The organism is Tessaracoccus sp. O5.2 (assembly GCF_964266725.1).
Classification (GTDB): Bacteria; Actinomycetota; Actinomycetes; order Propionibacteriales; family Propionibacteriaceae; genus Arachnia; species Arachnia lapidicapta.
Genome location: NZ_CAXWGV010000034.1, coordinates 1 through 17,015, shown reverse-complemented (window position 1 = coordinate 17,015; position 17,015 = coordinate 1). Strand labels below are relative to the sequence as shown.

The following is a 17,015-nucleotide window of genomic DNA, read 5'->3' as shown; positions in this document are numbered from 1 at the left end:
CCCGTGAAGATCCTCCTGCTCGGCTCGGGCGGACGCGAGCACGCGCTCGCCCGCTCCCTGGCCGCCGACCCGTCCGTGACCGAGCTGCACGCCGCCCCCGGCAACCCGGGCATCGGGCGCCTCGCGACCCTGCACGCCGTCGACCCGGCGTCGCCCGAGGCCGTCGTCGACGCCGCCCGCGCGCTGGGCGTCGACCTCGTCGTCATCGGGCCCGAGGCACCTCTCGTGGCCGGGGTCGCGGACGCGCTGCGCGCCGCGGGGATCGACACGTTCGGACCGGACCGCGCCGCCGCCGAGCTCGAGGGATCGAAGGCATTCGCCAAGGACGTCATGCTCGCCGCGGGAGTCCCGACGGCGGACGCCCGCGTCTGCACGACGCCGGAGGAGGCCGCGGCCGCGCTCGACGAGTTCGGCGCGCCCTACGTGGTCAAGAACGACGGGCTGGCTGCCGGCAAGGGCGTCGTCGTCACCGAGGACCGCGAGGCGGCCCTCGCGCACGCCGCGGCGTGCGGGCGCGTCGTCATCGAGGACTACCTCGACGGACCCGAGGTGTCGCTGTTCGCGATCTGCGACGGCGAGCGCGCGCTTCCGCTGCTGCCCGCGCAGGACTACAAGCGCGTCGGCGACGGCGACGCCGGGCCCAATACGGGCGGGATGGGCGCGTATAGCCCGCTGGCCTGGGCGGATCGCGGGCTCACCGGGCAGATCATGCGCGAGGTCGTCGAGCCGACGCTGGCCGAGATGAACCGGCGCGGCACGCCCTTCGTCGGGCTGCTCTACGCGGGGCTGGCGCTGACGTCGCGCGGGCTGCGGGTGGTCGAGTTCAACGTCCGCTTCGGTGACCCGGAGACCCAGGCCGTGCTCGCGCTGCTCGAGACCCCGCTGGCGGGCGTGCTCCGCGCGGCGGCGCGCGGCGAGTTGGACACGGTCGGCGGTCTCGCCTGGCGCGACGGGGCGGCGGTGGTCGTCGTGTCCGCCGCCGCCGGATACCCCGGGACGCCCGCCACGGGCGGGCGCATCACCTTGCCGGACGACGAGGACGACGCCTACGTCCTGCACGCCGGGACCCGCCTCGACGGAGACACGCTCGTCGCGGCGGGCGGCCGCGTGCTCGGCACCGTCGGGCGGGGCACCGACGTCGAGGAGGCCCGGGCCCGCGCCTACGCGCTGGCGGCCCGGATCGACTTCCCCGACGGGTTCCACCGCACCGACATCGGCGTCGCCCACTGACCCCGGTCAGGGCAGCAGCGGAGGCACCGCCTCGCGGGGGTGCTTGAGCCACTCCTCGGGGACGCCCAGGCCCTCGGCCAGTTCGCGGGCCTTGGGCCGCAGCTCGCCGCACAGGTCGTCGACGGTGGCCGTGATCGACTTGCTCCGCTTGGCGTCGAACACCTCGTGCTCGAGGAACCAGGCGCGGTTCGCCTCGACGGTGCTGAGCGCGTAGAGGTCGCACACCTTGACCAGGATGGCCTTGATGTAGTCGTCCTCGCACTCCTCGATGCCCTCGATGAACGCCTCGAGCACCACGCGGTCCACGTGAGCCTTCGCGGCCTCAAGCATGTGCGGCTGACAGGCCATGATGGCCGCCTGCTGCTCGGCGCCCTGCAACTTCCCGGCCGCGCGCATGCGCTTGGCCAGGCCCTCGACCGTGTGCTTCTCGCGGAACTCGAACAGCTGCACGTGCCAGCCGCGCGCCCGGATCCGCTCGGACTCGGGCTTGCGGTCCGCCACCGCCACCAGTCGCTCGATGACGGAGCGCGCCGTCGTGCGCTCCAGGACCGTCTGGCCCAGCATCGCGGCGGTCTTCTGGGCGGTGCCCCGGAGATCCATGTCGCCCCACGTCGACTTGTACTCCAGCAGCAGCGCCTTCGCCACCAGCTGCAGCAACACGGTGTTGTCGCCCTCGAACGTGGCGAAGATGTCGGCGTCCTGCCGGGCCATCGTGATGCCGTTGTCCGACATGTATCCCGCGCCGCCGCACGCCTCGCGGGCCTCCTGCATGGAGTCCAGCGCCCAGCGGGTCAGCAGGGCCTTCATGCCGGCGGCCCGGGTCTCGAGCTCGCGGGAGTCGCGGACGTCGCCGTCGCCGTCGGACACCCGCTGCAGCTGCAGCGCCAGTTCGTTCTGCGCGAAGCCGTACGCATAGGCCCGCGCCACGTGGGGGAGGAGGCGGCGCTGGTGCGTGAGGTAGTCGAGCAGGAGGATCTCCTCGCCCAGGCCGGGGCTGCGGAACTGGCGCCGCCGGTCGCCGTAGCGCACCGCGATACTCAGCGCCTTCCGGGCCGCCGAGGCGGCGCCGCCGCCAACGCAGATCCGGCCCCGGACCAGCGTGCCCAGCATGGTGAAGAACCGCGCGTTCTTGCTCTCGATCGGCGAGTGGTACCGGCCCTCCTCGTCGACGCCGCCGTAGCGGTCGAGCAGCATCTCCCGCGGGACGCGGACGTGGTCGAACCGGATCGTGCCGTTGTCGATGCCGAGCAGGCCACCCTTGTGGCCGTGGTCGCCCGTGGTGACGCCGGGCAGGTCAGCGCCCGCCTCGTCGCGGATCGGCACCAGCACCACGTGCACGCCCTGGTGCTCGCCGTCGACGATGAGCTGGCCGAACACGGCGGCCATCCGGCCGTCGCGGGCGGCGTTGCCGATGTAGGCCTTGGTGGCCGATGGCGTCGGCGAGTGCACCTCGAACTCGCTGGTGTCGGGCAGCCAGGTGATGGTGGTCTCGAGCGACTGGACGTCCGAGCCGTGCCCCAACTCGGTCATCGCGAAGCAGCCGAGCAGGTCGGTGCTGATGGCGCCGGGCAAGAAGGTGCGGTGGTGGTAGTCGGTGCCCAGGTTGGTGATGGCGCCGCCGAACAACCCGTGCTGGACGCCGGTCTTGATCGTCAGGGACAGGTCGCCCATCGCGACCATCTCGAAATTCGCCACGGACGCCGCGACGTTCCCGGTCCCGCCGACCTCCGCGGGGAAGCCTGCCGTGACGAGATCTCGGTGGGCGAGCCGGACGACGCGGTCCAGGGTCCACTCGCGGGCCTCCTCGACGCTGAGGGCGGTGTCGCGGACGATGTCGTCGGCGGTCACCTCGTCCCGCCAGCGCTGCTTGAGGTCGTGGAACGGTCCGTCCAGGGCTCGGCGGAGGCCTTCACCGGTGGGGGAGAGGGTCATCAGGGTCAACTCCTTCGTTGTGCGTCGAACGCGGGCGTGAACAGTCGGTCGATGTAGTCGACGACCTCGGCGCGGGGTCGTCTGAGGTTGGTGAGGATCCAGCGGTCGGCCACCGCCCAGATGAAGCCGACGGCGCCGTGGCCCCACGTGTTGGCGGGCTCCTCGTCGAGGCCCTCGCGGTGCAGCCAGGCCCGGAACGCGGCCGACACCTCGTTGCCGATGCGGGTGGTGATGGTGAACACCGGGTCGTCGACGGGGGTCTCGCCGGCCGGCCGGGACGCGACGAACAGGTAGAGGTTGCGGTCCCGTTCGACGACGGCGAGGTAGGCGTCGGCGAGGTTGCGCACCAGCTCGCGCGGCTCGAACGACTCGGCGTCGGCGAGGGGCAGCTTGCGCAGGATGAAGTCGTGCACGGATTCGACGACGGCCTGGTACAGGCCCGCCTTGTCCCCGAAGTGCCGGTACAGCACGGTCTTGGAGGTGCCGCTCTGGGCGGCGATCTCGTCCATCCCGATGGCCGGTCCGTGGGCGCGGATCGCGCGGACGGCCTCCTCGACGAGCGCGCGGCGGCGCTGGATGTTGTGTTCCTCCCAGCGGGCTGCGCGGCCGTCGGGCGTCGGGGCGACGCCGGTGTCGATCTTCATGACACCGAGAGTATCGGAAACTTTGCGTACCTGCTACTGTGGGTATCGAATAACCCGACTGGGAGGACTCAACGATGACGTCACGCACAGCTGTGGTGGTGGGCGGCAACCGCACACCCTTCGTCAAGGCCGGCGGCCGCTACGCGGACGCCTCCGCGCAGGACCTGCTCACCGCCGCACTCGATGGGCTCGTCGCCCGCTTCGGCCTGGCCGGACAGGAGGTCGGCGAGGTGGTCGCCGGCGCCGTGCTCAAGCACACGCGGGACTTCAACCTCACCCGCGAGGCGGTCCTCGGCTCGGCGCTGTCTCCGCACACGCCCGCGTGCGACCTGCAACAGGCCTGCGGCACCGGGCTCGAGGCCGTCGTCTACGCCAGCAACAAGATCCGCCTGGGGCAGATGGACGTGGCGATCGCAGGCGGGGTCGACTCGGCCTCCGACGCCCCGCTCGTCGTGACCGAACGGCTCCGCAAGGCCATGCTCGCGCTGTCGCGGGCCCGCAGCCTTCCGGACAAGCTGACGGCCCTGGCCCGCGTGCGCCCGGCCGACCTGGCTCCGGTGCCCCCGGCGGTCGTCGAGCCCCGGACCGGACTGAGCATGGGCGAGTCCCAGGCGCTGACCACCGCCAAGTGGGGCATCACGCGCGAGGAGCAGGACGATCTGGCGCTGGCCTCCCACCGCAACCTCGGCGCCGCGTGGGACGCGGGCTTCTTCGACGATCTCGTGACCCCCTACCTCAAAGTCGCCCGCGACTCCATCCTGCGCGCCGACACCTCGAAGGAGGCGCTCGCCAAGCTCCGCACCGTCTTCGGCAAGGGCGACAGCGCCACCATGACGGCCGGCAACTCGACCGCGCTCACCGACGGCGCGGCGCTGGTACTGGTGGCCGAGGAGGAGTACGCGCGCGGCCGGGGCTGGCCGGTGTGGGCGAAGGTCGTCGATGCCCAGGTCGCGGCCGCGGACTACGTGACGGGGCGCGAGGACCTGCTCCTGGCCCCGACGAGGGCGATCCCGGTCCTGCTGGAGCGCAACGGCCTGACGCTGGACGACTTCGACTTCTTCGAGTTCCACGAGGCGTTCGCCTCCACGGTGCTGGCCACGCTGAAGGCGCTGGAATCCAACGGCGTGGGCACCGTCGACCGCTCGAAGCTCAACGTCAAGGGCTCGTCGCTCGCCGCGGGCCACCCGTTCGCCGCGACCGGCGGACGCATCGTCGCCTCCCTGGCGAAGATGCTGCATGAGCGCGGCCCCGGGTCGCGCGGACTGGTGTCGATCTGCGCTGCCGGCGGCCAGGGTGTCGTCGCGATTCTGGAGGCCTGACATGGACGTGTTGGAGAAGCTGTACGCCACCCCCGCGGGGAAGTTCGTCGCCCGGAAGGCCGGCCTCGCCGATCCGCCGCGGCTCCGGCGGGGGCGGGTCCTGCCCACCGGGCCCGTGGTGCTCGCCGAGCTCGACGGCGGCGGCCTGGGTCGGGCCACGCTCGCGCAGCTCGGCATCGAGGCGGCCGAGCCCTTGCTGGACCTGCCCGAGTCGCGCACCACGGACGAGAAGGGCCGCGACGTGCCGCCGCGGTACTCGACGCGCCCGGGCGCGATCGTCGTCGACGCCACCGGCGTGCGGGAGATCACGCAGCTCGAGGGGATCCGCCGGGCGCTGCGCCCGGTCATGCGCTCACTGGAGGATTCGGGGCGCGTGATCGTCCTGGCCACCGACGCGGCCGACGTGGAGGGGCTGGAGGCGAAGGCCGTGGCACAGGCCGTCGACGGCATCAACCGCACCGTGGGCAAGGAGCTGCGCGGCGGCGCGACGGCGAACCTCGTGTTCGTGCGCCGGGGCACGGAGCCCGCCGACCTGGCGTCCACCATGTCGTTCCTCCTGGAGGGTCGCTCGGCGTTCGTCAGCGGGCAGGCCTGGCGCGTGGGGACCGCGGAGCGTCGGCACAGCGTCACGGCCCGGCCGTTCGACGGCCGTGTCGTGGTGGTGACCGGAGCCGCGCGCGGTATCGGCGCGGCGATCGCGCGCACCTTCGCCAGGGACGGGGCGACGGTGGTCGCCGTCGACATCCCCGCGTCGGGTGACGCGCTGGCGTCGGTCGCCAACGAGGTCGGGGGGTCGGCCCTGCAGCTCGACATCACGTCGGCCGACGCGGGCGCCCGCATGGCGGAGCATGTCGCGCGCGTGCACGGCGAGTCGTCGCGGATCTGGGCGGTGGTGCACAACGCCGGCATCACGCGCGACAAGCTGCTGGCCAACCTCGACGAGAAGCGCTGGGCGTCCGTGCTCGACGTCAATCTCGCGGCCGAGATGCGCATCAACGACTACCTCCTCACTCACGACGTCCCCGGCGGGCTCGCCGAGGAGGCGCGCATCGTCGGCATCGCCTCGACCTCCGGCGTCGCGGGCAACAAGGGCCAGACGAACTACGCGGCGTCGAAGGCCGGCGTCATGGGCCTGGTCTGGGCCATGCGGGACGAACTCGCCGCCCGGCCGATCACCGTCAACGCGGTGGCTCCCGGATTCATCGAGACCGAGATGACCGCGGCCATCCCGTTCGTGCAGCGAGAGATCTTCCGTCGCTCCAACTCGTTGAACCAGGGCGGTCGCCCGGTCGATGTCGCGGAGACGCTCGCCTACCTGTGCGATCCCGCCTCCGGCGGCGTGAACGGGCAGGTCATCCGCGTGTGCGGCCAGAACCTGGTGGGTGCCTGATGGGCCGCGACGTGGTGGTGCTCCCCACCCTCCCGGAACCGAAGGGCGTCCTCGCGAAGGCGCTGCGGGGACTGACGAAGAAGCCAGGCGACGTGGCCACGCTGCCCGCGCGCACCCACATGGTGTTGGAGCACCGGGTGGCGGTGTCGCGGCTGGCGGCCTACTGCGCCGAGACCGGCTTCGCCCTGCGCGACGAGATGCCCGCCACCTGGCTGCACGTGCTGACCTTCCCGCTCCAGATGGAGGCGATGGCCGCGGACGACTTCCCGTTCCCGCTCGCCGGGCTCGTGCACGTCACCAACGACATGACGCTGCACCGTCCCGTTCGGGTGGACGAGGTCCTGCGCGTGTCGGTCCGGGCCGGGAACCTGCAGCCCCACGCGAAGGGCGCGACGTTCGACATGGTGGGCGAGGTGCACGTCGGCGACGAGCGGGTCTGGCACGGCACATCGGTGTATCTGGCGAGCGGGGCCCGCGTGGCCGGCGATGCGCCGCCTCCCGTGCGCCTGGCCGCGCCGTCGGTGGCGCCGTCGCAGGAGTGGCGGTTGCCCGGCGATCTGGGCCGCCGCTACGCGTCCGTGTCCGGGGACCACAACCCGATCCACCTCAACGCGCTGACGGCCCGGCTGTTCGGGTTCCCGCGGCCGATCATCCACGGGATGTGGACGCATGCGCGGGCGGTCGCGGCGTTGGGTGGTGAGCTGCCCGACGCGTACCGCGTGCGGGTCCAGTTCGCCAAGCCGATCCTGCTGCCCGCGAAGGTGGGCTACGGCGTGGTCCGCGAGGACGGGCAGTGGCGGTTCGCGGTCGTCAACCGGGAGGGCAAGCCTCATCTCGTCGGCGAGTTGAGCGTGGCCCGGCGCGGGGAGCCCTGAGACGAGGAGCCTACGGCCTCCCTGCCTCGCACAATGTGCCGCGCCACCGCAGTGAGGATCCGGGGAGATAGCCGTCTATGGGAGCCATCTCCCCGGATTCTCACTGTTCCGGTAGAGGCGACGGCGGGGCGAGGTGCTTGCCCGTCCGCAGGATGCGCAGCACCTTGGCCTGTGTCTTGCTCCATGTTCTGTGGATCTGGCTGTAGCTCAGCCGCACCGTCGAGTAGCCGAGTTCGCGCGCAGCAAGGTCGCGGCGTCGGTCCTCCCGATGGTCCGTATGGTGGGCGGCGCTGTCGCATTCGATGATCAGCGATTTCCCCACGAGCAGATCCACCGCTCCAACTCCTGCGATCTTCTGCTGGGGGCGGACGTTGAAGCGATGCTGCTGCAGGAACAGCCTTACCCGTGTCTCCGAGCCGGACCCGGCCCTCCCGTCGAAGAACTGCAAGGTGCGCCGTTTGTGGACCGAGGCTTCGCGGATCAGGGCGTGGGCGTCGTCGTCGCTCAGTAGCGCCTTCTGGACCGCCGACTCCAGAACCATCAGCGCCTCCTCGGCAGTGTGATGCCGGATGACCTGGGTGAGGCACTCCGTCAGCGGAAAGAGTGCCGTCCTCGGTAGGCCCAGAGGCGACCGATGCCAGCTCGTCCTCAGGCAGGCGGATCCCCTGCCGATGATGACGTGCGGTTCTGCATGCTGGGGCGTCCAGAGGCCGTGTAGATGGCACCCGCTCAGGCAGCCGACTCGCCCGCCGACTGCGAGCGCCTCCAACTCCCACGCGTGTGTCTCCGGGCTCGCGTACCAGCCTCGCGAGACCTTCCGCAGTCTTCCGTCAGCCAAGGCGGCCCTGATTCTGTCCGGGGTGAAGCCGAGCGAGCTGAGATGGCTCGTGGACACTGCCCCCAGGCGCGGTGAGAGTGAAGATCCGGGGAGTTGGCCCTCTATGTGTGCTATCTCCCCGGATTCCAACTGGTTCGATGATGGATCTCGCGTCACCCTCGGCATGGTTGGACGAGGGCAGGGGCATTTTCCGGTATCCACAGGCTGAGTCCTAGGCTGTGGTGCCATGAGCGTCCCCAACGTGCTGGCCAACCGTTACGCATCGCAGCAGCTCCGCGACATCTGGGCCCCGGAGGCCAAAATCCTGTCCGAGCGCCGCCTCTGGCTGGCCGTGCTGCGGGCCCAGCGCGACCTGGGCGTGGACTTCGGCGGAGCGGACCCCGATGCGGTGATCAGCGCCTACGAGGACGTCATCGATCAGGTGGACCTCGATTCGATCAACGCCCGGGAGCGGGTCACCCGCCACGACGTGAAGGCCCGCATCGAGGAGTTCAACGCCCTGGCCGGTCACGAACACATCCACAAGGGCATGACGTCGCGGGATCTGACCGAGAACATCGAGCAGTTGCAGGTCCTCGAGTCGCTGCGGGTGGTCCGGGTCCGCGTGGTCGCGACCCTGGCGCAGCTCGCACGGCTTGCCACCGAGTACGCGGATCAGCCGCTGACGGGACGCTCGCACAATGTCGCGGCGCAGCTGACCACGCTCGGCAAGCGGTTCGCGACGGCTGCCGACGAACTGCTCGTGGGCCTCGGCCGGCTCGACGACCTCATCGCCCGCTACCCGGCTCGGGGCATCAAGGGACCGGTCGGCACGGCGCAGGACATGCTCGACCTCCTCGGTGGGGACGCCGACAAGCTCGCCGAACTCGAACGTCGCATCGCCGACGAACTCGGCTTCGCCGCTGTCCTGACATCCACCGGCCAGGTCTACCCGCGCTCCCTCGACTACGACGTCGTCACCGCCCTGGCCCAGATCTCGGCGGCGCCGTCCAACGTGGCCACCACCATCCGGCTCATGGCCGGCCTCGAGCTGGTCACGGAGGGGTTCAAGGAGGGGCAGGTCGGCTCGTCCGCGATGCCGCACAAGATGAACACGCGCTCGTGTGAGCGGGTCAACGGCCTGGCCGTCGTGCTGCGCGGCTACGTCTCCATGGTGGGGGAGCTGGCGGGCGACCAGTGGAACGAGGGCGACGTGTCCTGCTCCGTGGTCCGCCGCGTGGCGCTGCCGGACGCGTTCTTCGCCCTCGACGGGCTGTTCGAGACGTTCCTGACCGTGCTCGCGGACTTCGGCGCGTTCCCTGCCGTCATCGCGGCCGAACTGGAGCGGTACTTCCCGTTCCTCACCACCACGAAGGTGCTGATGGCTGCGGTGCGCAAGGGTGTTGGTCGCGAGGTCGCGCACGAGGCGATCAAGGAGCATGCGGTGGCCGTCGCGCTCGACCTGCGCCGCGGGGCGCGGGCCAACGACCTGCTCGACCGGCTGGCCGCGGACGAGCGGCTCCACCTCTCGCGCGACGAGCTCGACGCGCTGGTCGGCAGCCCGCTCGACCTCGCCGGAACGGCGCAGGCCCAGGTGGCTCGCGTGGCGGGCCGAGTGGCTGAGGTGGTCGCCGCCGACCCGGAGGCTGCGGCCTACCGCCCCGGCGCTGTGCTCTGATCGCCTTCCGGAGGTAGTTGTCCACAGGTGGCCGATTGGGGGGTGATTGTGACCCCTCGGGTTGGTTGAATGGCGGGCGAGTCGACCGATCGGAGTGCCGATGCGCCACTTGCTCGTCCCTGGTGTACTCGCCGCGTGCGTGGTGAGTGCGTGTACGCCTGCCGTGGAGGAGCCGACGACGGCGCCTCCGTCGAGTCCGACTGCGTCGGTGTCGGCTTCGCCCAGCCCGACGCCGGAGCCGTCGCCCAGCCCGACGGTCGCGGAGTCGTTTCCCCCGGCGCCGGCGTCGGAGTCGCCGGAGCAGGCGGCGGTGCGGGCAGCCTGGATGGAGTACTGGGAGACGTTTGAGACGTACGCCCAACGCCCCGAGCTGACTGACTTCACGCGGCTTCAGAATCTCCTTGAGGGCGAGGAGGCACGCCTGAGTCTGGAGTCCATCCGCAATCTGCGGGAGAGCGGAAAGAAGGCTGCAGGGGGTCTGGCATTTCGATCCGTCGAACTTGAGGTCCAACAGAGTTCCGCTTCGGTGGCGTACTGCTTGGACCGGTCAAATCTCGCGCTTGAGGATCTCAGTACTGGTGAAGTTGAGCTAGGCAGCCTCCCCAATCTGTCTGAGACGGCAACCCTGTCCAAGGGCGATGACGGCAAATGGCGAGTCTCACAGATCCGGAATGTGGAGGCCGAGTGCTGAGGAGGCTGTCAGCGGCACTGGGCTTGGCCAGCCTCATGCTCATGTCCCACACTCTCGTAGCCGCTGCAGACCCGCAATGTGAGCGGTCGGATGCTTGGGGCACCACTTGCAGCATCGTGGCCGAAGAGCCTAAGGGCTCCCCGGCGACAGGGGGCCACGGTGGGGAAGCGCCCAGCCCTGAATCCGAACGCGAGTGCTTCGTCGGTGACCGTGCTGTGTCATGTCGGACATACGCCGGCTCATGGAGCGAAATAGTCGATGCGTGGTGCAGGCTTGCAGAACCTCAGCCTCCGCTCACAGACCCTGTTTGGCGAAGCAACGGTGAAGGGGCCATCTATCTGTGCACAGGACCGAGCGGTGCCGTTCCGGACCCGGGAATGACTTTCCTGTGGTGGTTGCCGGCGGCGCCGGACGCGGTGACGCGGGCGGATGCGGAGGCCGCGGCGCGGCGGGTGTTGGCGTCGTTGGGACTGACTGCCATTGACCTGGGTATTCATCCGCGTGGCGACACCGTCGATCGGATGGGCTACGTGGGCTGGCATATGTGGTTGTGGGCGGAGTCGCCGTCGGATCGGCAGTGGGGGCCGATGGAGGCGCGGGCCTCGGATTCTGGTATCTCGGTGTCGCTGAGCGCGCGGGTGGCTGAGGTCACGTGGGACATGGGTAACGGCGAGGGCGTGACCTGTCAGCGGGGGACGGCCTGGTCGGAGGCGCGGACGCAGGGTGGGCGTAATGTGGCGTCGCCGGATTGCGGCTACGTGTATGCGGAGGATGGGCGTTACACGGTGACCGCGACATCTGAGTGGGCCGTCGACTGGTCGGCGGCCGGGTACACAGGCACGTTGCCGTTGACGCTCAGCCGGTCCGCCGACGTGATCGTGGGCGAGCTGCAATCCGTGGCGGTGGGCGGATGACCCGGCGCCGTGATCAGCGCGGGCTCGCGCTCTCGGTGTGGACGGCCGCCGCCATGCCGGGGCTGATCATCACCGTCGGGCTCGGCGTCGACTTCTCAGGCCACGCGGCGGCGGAGCAGGAGGCCCGCGCCGTCGCCGCCCAGGCCGCCCGCGCCGCGACCCACGAAGTCCGCGTCACCGCAGCCGGAGCCGCTCTCGACGCTCCCGCCGCACGGCGCGCCGCCGTCGCCTTCCTCCGCGACGCCGGCTACGACGGCTCCGCGACCGTCACGGCCGACAGCGCCGTCGTCTCCGCCCACGGCTCCTACCGCACGCTGTTCCTGGGGCTCATCGGCATCGCGGCGATCCCCGTCGAGGTCACGGGGTCGGCGCGGGCGGTCGCGACTGTCGACGGATCCGAGGCCTGACTGTTCGCCCCTGGCGATCAGGGTGCCGATCGGGGAATGACGAGCCACGCCGCCCGGTTGCACGCGGTCAGTAAGGCCCCCGACGAAGGACTACCGATGACCGAAGCCGCAGCCCGCCCCAAGCGCAACCAGGCCACCGGCGCGTGGGCCGACGGCGACACCACGCCGCTGAACCCCAACGAAGTGTTCAAGCAGGCCGACGACGGGCTGAACGTCCGCACCCGCATCGAGGAGATCTACTCCAAGGAGGGCTTCGCGAGCATCCCGGGCGACGACCTCCGGGGCCGGATGCGCTGGTGGGGCCTCTACACCCAGCGCAAGCCGGGGATCGACGGCGGCAAGACCGCCTCCCTGCCCCCCGAGGCCCTCGACGACGAGTTCTTCATGCTCCGCGTCCGCTCCGACGGCGGCGCCCTCAGCAACGAGCAGCTGCGCACCATCGCCGGCATCTCCACCGAGTTCGCCCGCGACACCGCCGACATCTCGGATCGGCAGAACATCCAGCTCCACTGGATCCGCGTCGAGGACGTCCCGGAGATCTGGCGTCGGCTGGAGTCTGTGGGCCTCATGACGACGGAGGCGTGCGGCGACACCCCGCGAGTCATCCTCGGCTCGCCGGTCGCGGGGATCGCCGAGTCGGAGCTCATCGACGGCACCCCCGCCCTGGAGCACATCCGCGACACCTACATCGGCAGCCCCGAGTTCTCCAACCTGCCGCGCAAGTTCAAGACCGCAATCTCCGGCAGCCCCAGCCTCGACGTCGCGCACGAGGCCAACGACATCTCGTTCGTCGGCGTCGTCCACCCGGAGCACGGGCCCGGCTTCGACCTGTGGGTGGCCGGCGGCCTCTCCACCAACCCGATGTTCGCCCAGCGCCTGGGCGCCTGGGTGCCGCTGGCAGAGGTTCCGGAGGTGTGGACGGGCGTCGTGTCGATCTTCCGCGACTACGGCTATCGCCGGTTGCGTAACCGCGCCCGCCTGAAGTTCCTCATGGCGGACTGGGGGCCGGAGAAGTTCCGCGAGGTCCTCGAGACGCGCTACCTGAAGCGCCGCCTGCTCGACGGCCCCGCGCCCGACGCGACGAACGTCCGCCGCGATCACGTCGGCGTCCACCCGCAACGCGACGGCCTCTTCTGGGTGGGCGTCGCGCCCATCGCCGGCCGCGTCTCGGGCACGATCCTCGCCCGGGTCGCCGACCTCGCGGCGACGCACGGGTCCGGGCGCGTCCGCCTAACGCCGCACCAGAAGCTGCTCGTCCTCGATGTGCCTGAGGGCGCCGTCGAGGCCCTCGTCGGTGAACTCGACGCCCTGGGCCTCCAGGCCCGGCCGTCGGAGTTCCGACGCGGCGTGCTGGCCTGCACCGGCATCGAGTACTGCAAGCTGGCGCTCGTCGAGACCAAGGCCCGCGCCCGCACGATCGTCACCGAACTCGAGGCCCGCCTGCCGGACTTCGACGTCCCGTTCACCATCCACGTCAACGGCTGCCCGAACGCGTGCGCCCGCACGCAGGTCGCCGACGTGGGCCTCAAGGGCATGGTCCAGACCGACGCCGACGGCAACCTCGTCGAGCTGTTCCAGGTCCACCTCGGCGGCAGCCTCGGTGCCATCAGCCAGCTCGCCCGCAAGACCCGCGCCCTCAAGGTCGCCGCCCCCGACCTGCCCGACTACATCGAGCGGCTCGCCCGCACGTTCCTCGCGCAGCGTGACGGCGACGAGTCCTTCGCGCAGTGGGCCCACCGCGCCGACGAGGACGACCTCCGATGAGCGCGGTCATCTTCCACTGCCCGTTCTGCGCGGAGGAGGACCTGCGTCCGGTCGAGGAGCCCCGCGGCGCCTGGCACTGCCTGGCTTGCGCCCGGGTGTTCTCCGTCACGCAGCATCGGGTCGCCGCGGAGTACATCCCGGCGCGCATCCAGGAGGAGCGCAATGACTGAGCCGCAAGCGCAGCTGCGTCAGCTGGCCGACGAGGCAGCGGCCCGGTTCTCCGCGCTCGAGACCGAGCCCGCCTACGCCGGCCACCTGGGCCGCGTCGAGCTCAGCCGCGAGGTCCTCCGCTGGGCCGAGGAGACGTTCGGGCAGGAGCTCACCGTGGCATCGTCGATGGGCGACGAGGTCCTGCTTGAGCTCATCGCCCAGTCGGCGCCGTCGCTCGACGTGTTCTTCCTCGACACCGGCTACCACTTCCCCGAGACCCTCGCCACCCGCGACCACTACGCCGAACGCCTCCACCTGCGCACGGTGCTGCCGCTGCTGACGGTCGCGGAGCAGGACGCCGAGTACGGCCCCCGGCTGCACGACCGCGACCCCGACCGCTGCTGCGCCATGCGCAAGGTCGACCCGCTCAACTTCGCCGTCCAAGGCCGCCGGGCCTGGGTCACGGGCATGCGTCGTGTCGACGCGCCGACCCGGACCGACATCACGCTGGTCGGCTGGGACGAGAAGCGCTCCATGGTCAAGATCAACCCGATCGCAGCGTGGGACGACGAGGACGTGGACCGGTTCGCGTTCGAGGAGGACGTCCACCTCAATCCACTGCGCGCGCAGGGCTATCCGTCGATCGGCTGCGCGCCCTGCACCCGTCCGGTCGCCCCGGGCGACGACCCCCGAGCCGGCCGCTGGGCCGGGAAGAACAAGACGGAATGCGGACTCCACACATGACACGTGCCACCGACTACACCCTCGACCACCTGGACCACCTGGAGTCTGAGGCGATCCACATCTTCCGCGAGGTGGAGGGCGAATTCGAGCGTCCCGTCATCCTGTTCAGCGGAGGCAAGGACTCCGTCGTCATGCTGCACCTGGCGCTCAAGGCGTTCGCGCCCGCACCGCTCCCGTTCGCGCTGCTGCACGTCGACACCGGCCACAACTTCCCGGAGGTCCTCACCTACCGCGACGACACGGTGGCGCGCACCGGCGCCCGGCTGCACGTGGCCAAGGTGCAGGACTACATCGACGACGGCCGCCTGCGGGAACGCCCCGACGGCACCCGTAACCCGCTGCAGACCGTCCCGCTGCTCGACGCCATCGAGTCCGGCCGGTTCGACGCCGTGTTCGGCGGGGGGCGCCGCGACGAGGAGAAGGCCCGCGCGAAGGAGCGGGTGTTCTCGCTGCGCGACGCGTTCGGTGCCTGGGACCCGCGCCGCCAGCGCCCCGAGCTGTGGGACCTGTACAACGGCCGGCACGCGCCCGGCGAGCACGTCCGGGTCTTCCCGCTGTCGAACTGGACCGAGCTCGACGTCTGGCGCTACATCGAGCGCGAGCGGATCGAGTTGCCGGCCATCTACTACGCGCACCGCCGCGAGGTCTTCCTCCGCGACGGCATGTGGCTGACGGCGGGCGACTGGGGCGGCCCCCGGCAGGGCGAGACGGTGGAGGAGCGCACGGTGCGCTACCGCACCGTCGGCGACATGAGCTGCACGGGCGCCGTCGAGTCCGAGGCGGCCGACGTCGCCGACGTGATTCTCGAGGTCGCGGCCTCGCGCGTCACCGAACGCGGCGCCACCCGCGCCGACGACCGGCTCTCCGAGGCCGCCATGGAAGACCGCAAGAAGCAGGGGTATTTCTGATGACGCACGACCTCCTCCGCCTCGCGACGGCTGGCTCCGTCGACGACGGCAAGTCCACGCTCGTCGGCCGGCTGCTCTACGACACCAAGTCGGTGCTCGCGGACCAGCTCGACGCCGTCGAGCGGGTGTCGCGGGAACGCGGCCTCGACGGCGCCGACCTCGCCCTGCTGACCGACGGGCTGCGGGCCGAACGCGAGCAGGGCATCACCATCGACGTGGCCTACCGCTACTTCTCGACCGCCACCCGCTCCTACGTGCTGGCCGACACCCCCGGCCACGTGCAGTACACGCGCAACATGGTCACCGGGGCGTCGACGGCCGAACTCGCGCTCATCCTCGTCGACGCCCGGCACGGTGTCGTCGAGCAGACCCGCCGGCACCTGGCCGTCACCGGACTGCTGGGCGTGCGGCACGTCGCGGTGGCCGTGAACAAGATGGACCTCGTGGACTGGGACCGGTCCCGCTACGACGACATCGTGGCCGACGCGCGCGCTCTGGCCGCCCGCTTCGACATCGAGGACGTCGTCGCGGTGCCGCTGTCGGCGCTGCTGGGCGACAACGTCGTCGAGCGCTCCGCGCACACCCCGTGGTACGACGGCCCGACGCTGCTCGAGCACCTCGAGGCCGTGCCCGTCGGTACCGACCCCGCGACGCAGCCGTTCCGGTTCCCCGTGCAGGTCGTGATCCGGCCGCAGGCGGGGGAGTACCGCGACTACCGCGGCTACGCCGGCCGCATCACCGCCGGGGTCGTCCGCGTCGGCGACGAGGTCGCCGTCCTGCCGGGTGGCCGCACGACCCGCGTGGTCGGCATCGACCTGGGGCGCGGCGACGGCACGGTCACGGAACTCTCCGAAGCCTTCGCGCCGCAGTCCGTGACGCTGCGGCTCGCCGACGACATCGACATCTCCCGCGGCGACCTCCTCGCCGATCCGGGCCGCCCGGGCCACGTCACCCGGTCGGTGGGCGGCACCGTCTGCGTGCTGTCCGAGCGCCCCGTCCGGCCCCGCGACCGGGTCCTGCTGCGGGCCGGCACCCGGACGGTCCGGGCGATGGTCGAGGAGATCATCGACCAGCTCGACATCGACACGGTCGACTACCGCCGCGCGCCGCAGGAACTACGGCTCAACGACATCGGCCGCGTCCGCGTCCGGCTCGCCAACGACCTGCCCATCGACGACTACCACGAGCTGCGCCGCTCGGGCGCGTTCCTCCTGATCGACGACGCCGACGGCGCCACGCTGGCCGCCGGTATGGCCGACGCCCCGGACCGCTACGCCGGCGCCGACATCTGACGCGCCACCCCCCGCCCGGCCGTCCGCGGAGGCGCGGCGCGACGCGGTGACCTCCGATACAACTGATATGGGTGTGGTTCCTGTCAAGAGGGCAGGATGAGGCGCCACCGGGCTGGATGCCGGGTGGCGCCTCTCCTTGTGTTGGCCCGAAGTGGTTTTGACGAGGGGTTTCGCGTGTCTGTCGACGGCGATGTCAGTCTGATATTCGCGGGTTGGTTACCGCAGGACGGTGCTTTCGGCTCGGAACGTCACGCGTGTCT

Annotated in this window: 16 protein-coding genes; 13 read left to right on the top strand and 3 right to left on the bottom strand. The window is 71.0% G+C overall.

All coding sequences use genetic code 11. The features are described 5' to 3' along the window. Window positions 1–3 precede the first annotated feature (3 nt). Entirely contained in the window at window positions 4–1,230 is a 1,227-nt protein-coding gene (gene purD, locus ACFQPD_RS10125) for a phosphoribosylamine--glycine ligase (protein ID WP_385900511.1), read from the top strand. Window positions 1,231–1,236: 6 nt separating this feature from the next. Here the strand turns inward: purD and ACFQPD_RS10120 are convergent, their stop codons facing one another. Then, window positions 1,237–3,162 carry an acyl-CoA dehydrogenase gene (locus ACFQPD_RS10120; RefSeq protein ID WP_385900509.1) on the bottom strand — a complete coding sequence of 642 codons (1,926 nt, stop codon included), beginning with the start codon at window positions 3,160–3,162 and terminating at the stop codon, window positions 1,237–1,239. 5 nt (window positions 3,163–3,167) lie between these two features. Then, window positions 3,168–3,806 (bottom strand): TetR/AcrR family transcriptional regulator, encoded by a 639-nt coding sequence (locus ACFQPD_RS10115; RefSeq protein WP_068752710.1) that lies wholly within the window; start codon window positions 3,804–3,806, stop codon window positions 3,168–3,170. Window positions 3,807–3,880: 74 nt separating this feature from the next. Between ACFQPD_RS10115 and ACFQPD_RS10110 the strand changes: the two genes are divergently transcribed. The 3 genes from ACFQPD_RS10110 to ACFQPD_RS10100 are packed head-to-tail and all read left to right on the top strand — an operon-like array spanning window position 3,881 to window position 7,390. Then, on the top strand, window positions 3,881–5,125 hold the full coding sequence (locus tag ACFQPD_RS10110) for an acetyl-CoA C-acetyltransferase (RefSeq protein ID WP_385900507.1): 1,245 nt from the start codon (window positions 3,881–3,883) through the stop codon (window positions 5,123–5,125). Window position 5,126: 1 nt separating this feature from the next. Further along, window positions 5,127–6,515, top strand: coding sequence for a 3-oxoacyl-ACP reductase (locus ACFQPD_RS10105; protein ID WP_385900506.1), 1,389 nt, complete (start codon window positions 5,127–5,129; stop codon window positions 6,513–6,515). Beyond that, complete coding sequence (locus tag ACFQPD_RS10100) at window positions 6,515–7,390, top strand: MaoC/PaaZ C-terminal domain-containing protein (RefSeq protein ID WP_385900504.1); 876 nt, start codon at window positions 6,515–6,517, stop codon at window positions 7,388–7,390. The genes ACFQPD_RS10105 and ACFQPD_RS10100 overlap by 1 nt, the downstream gene beginning before the upstream one ends. A 100-nt stretch (window positions 7,391–7,490) precedes the next feature. On the opposite strand, the gene ACFQPD_RS10095 is transcribed toward ACFQPD_RS10100, so the two are convergent. Next, window positions 7,491–7,931, bottom strand: a complete 441-nt coding sequence (locus ACFQPD_RS10095) for an endonuclease domain-containing protein (protein ID WP_141680144.1) — start codon at window positions 7,929–7,931, stop codon at window positions 7,491–7,493. Window positions 7,932–8,454: 523 nt separating this feature from the next. Between ACFQPD_RS10095 and purB the strand changes: the two genes are divergently transcribed. From purB to ACFQPD_RS10050, 9 genes are all read left to right on the top strand, one after another. Further along, window positions 8,455–9,885, top strand: coding sequence for an adenylosuccinate lyase (purB, locus tag ACFQPD_RS10090; RefSeq protein WP_385900502.1), 1,431 nt, complete (start codon window positions 8,455–8,457; stop codon window positions 9,883–9,885). Between the two features lie 163 nt (window positions 9,886–10,048). Continuing rightward, window positions 10,049–10,576: a hypothetical protein gene (locus ACFQPD_RS10085; RefSeq protein WP_385900500.1), complete on the top strand. Its 528-nt coding sequence runs from the start codon at window positions 10,049–10,051 to the stop codon at window positions 10,574–10,576. Between the two features lie 377 nt (window positions 10,577–10,953). Next, window positions 10,954–11,490 (top strand): hypothetical protein, encoded by a 537-nt coding sequence (locus ACFQPD_RS10080; RefSeq protein WP_385900498.1) that lies wholly within the window; start codon window positions 10,954–10,956, stop codon window positions 11,488–11,490. Beyond that, complete coding sequence (locus ACFQPD_RS10075) at window positions 11,487–11,897, top strand: hypothetical protein (protein ID WP_385900497.1); 411 nt, start codon at window positions 11,487–11,489, stop codon at window positions 11,895–11,897. The genes ACFQPD_RS10080 and ACFQPD_RS10075 overlap by 4 nt, the downstream gene beginning before the upstream one ends. A 96-nt stretch (window positions 11,898–11,993) precedes the next feature. Beyond that, window positions 11,994–13,661, top strand: a complete 1,668-nt coding sequence (locus ACFQPD_RS10070) for a nitrite/sulfite reductase (RefSeq protein WP_385900495.1) — start codon at window positions 11,994–11,996, stop codon at window positions 13,659–13,661. Beyond that, a complete protein-coding gene (locus ACFQPD_RS10065) occupies window positions 13,658–13,831 on the top strand; it encodes a hypothetical protein (protein WP_385900493.1) in 174 nt (57 codons plus the stop codon). The genes ACFQPD_RS10070 and ACFQPD_RS10065 overlap by 4 nt, the downstream gene beginning before the upstream one ends. Continuing rightward, window positions 13,824–14,555, top strand: coding sequence for a phosphoadenylyl-sulfate reductase (locus ACFQPD_RS10060; RefSeq protein ID WP_385900492.1), 732 nt, complete (start codon window positions 13,824–13,826; stop codon window positions 14,553–14,555). The genes ACFQPD_RS10065 and ACFQPD_RS10060 overlap by 8 nt, the downstream gene beginning before the upstream one ends. Then, window positions 14,552–15,463: a sulfate adenylyltransferase subunit CysD gene (gene cysD, locus ACFQPD_RS10055; RefSeq protein ID WP_353081792.1), complete on the top strand. Its 912-nt coding sequence runs from the start codon at window positions 14,552–14,554 to the stop codon at window positions 15,461–15,463. Before ACFQPD_RS10060 ends, cysD begins: the two co-directional genes overlap by 4 nt. Beyond that, window positions 15,463–16,755 (top strand): sulfate adenylyltransferase subunit 1, encoded by a 1,293-nt coding sequence (locus tag ACFQPD_RS10050; protein ID WP_385900490.1) that lies wholly within the window; start codon window positions 15,463–15,465, stop codon window positions 16,753–16,755. The genes cysD and ACFQPD_RS10050 overlap by 1 nt, the downstream gene beginning before the upstream one ends. Window positions 16,756–17,015 lie beyond the last annotated feature (260 nt).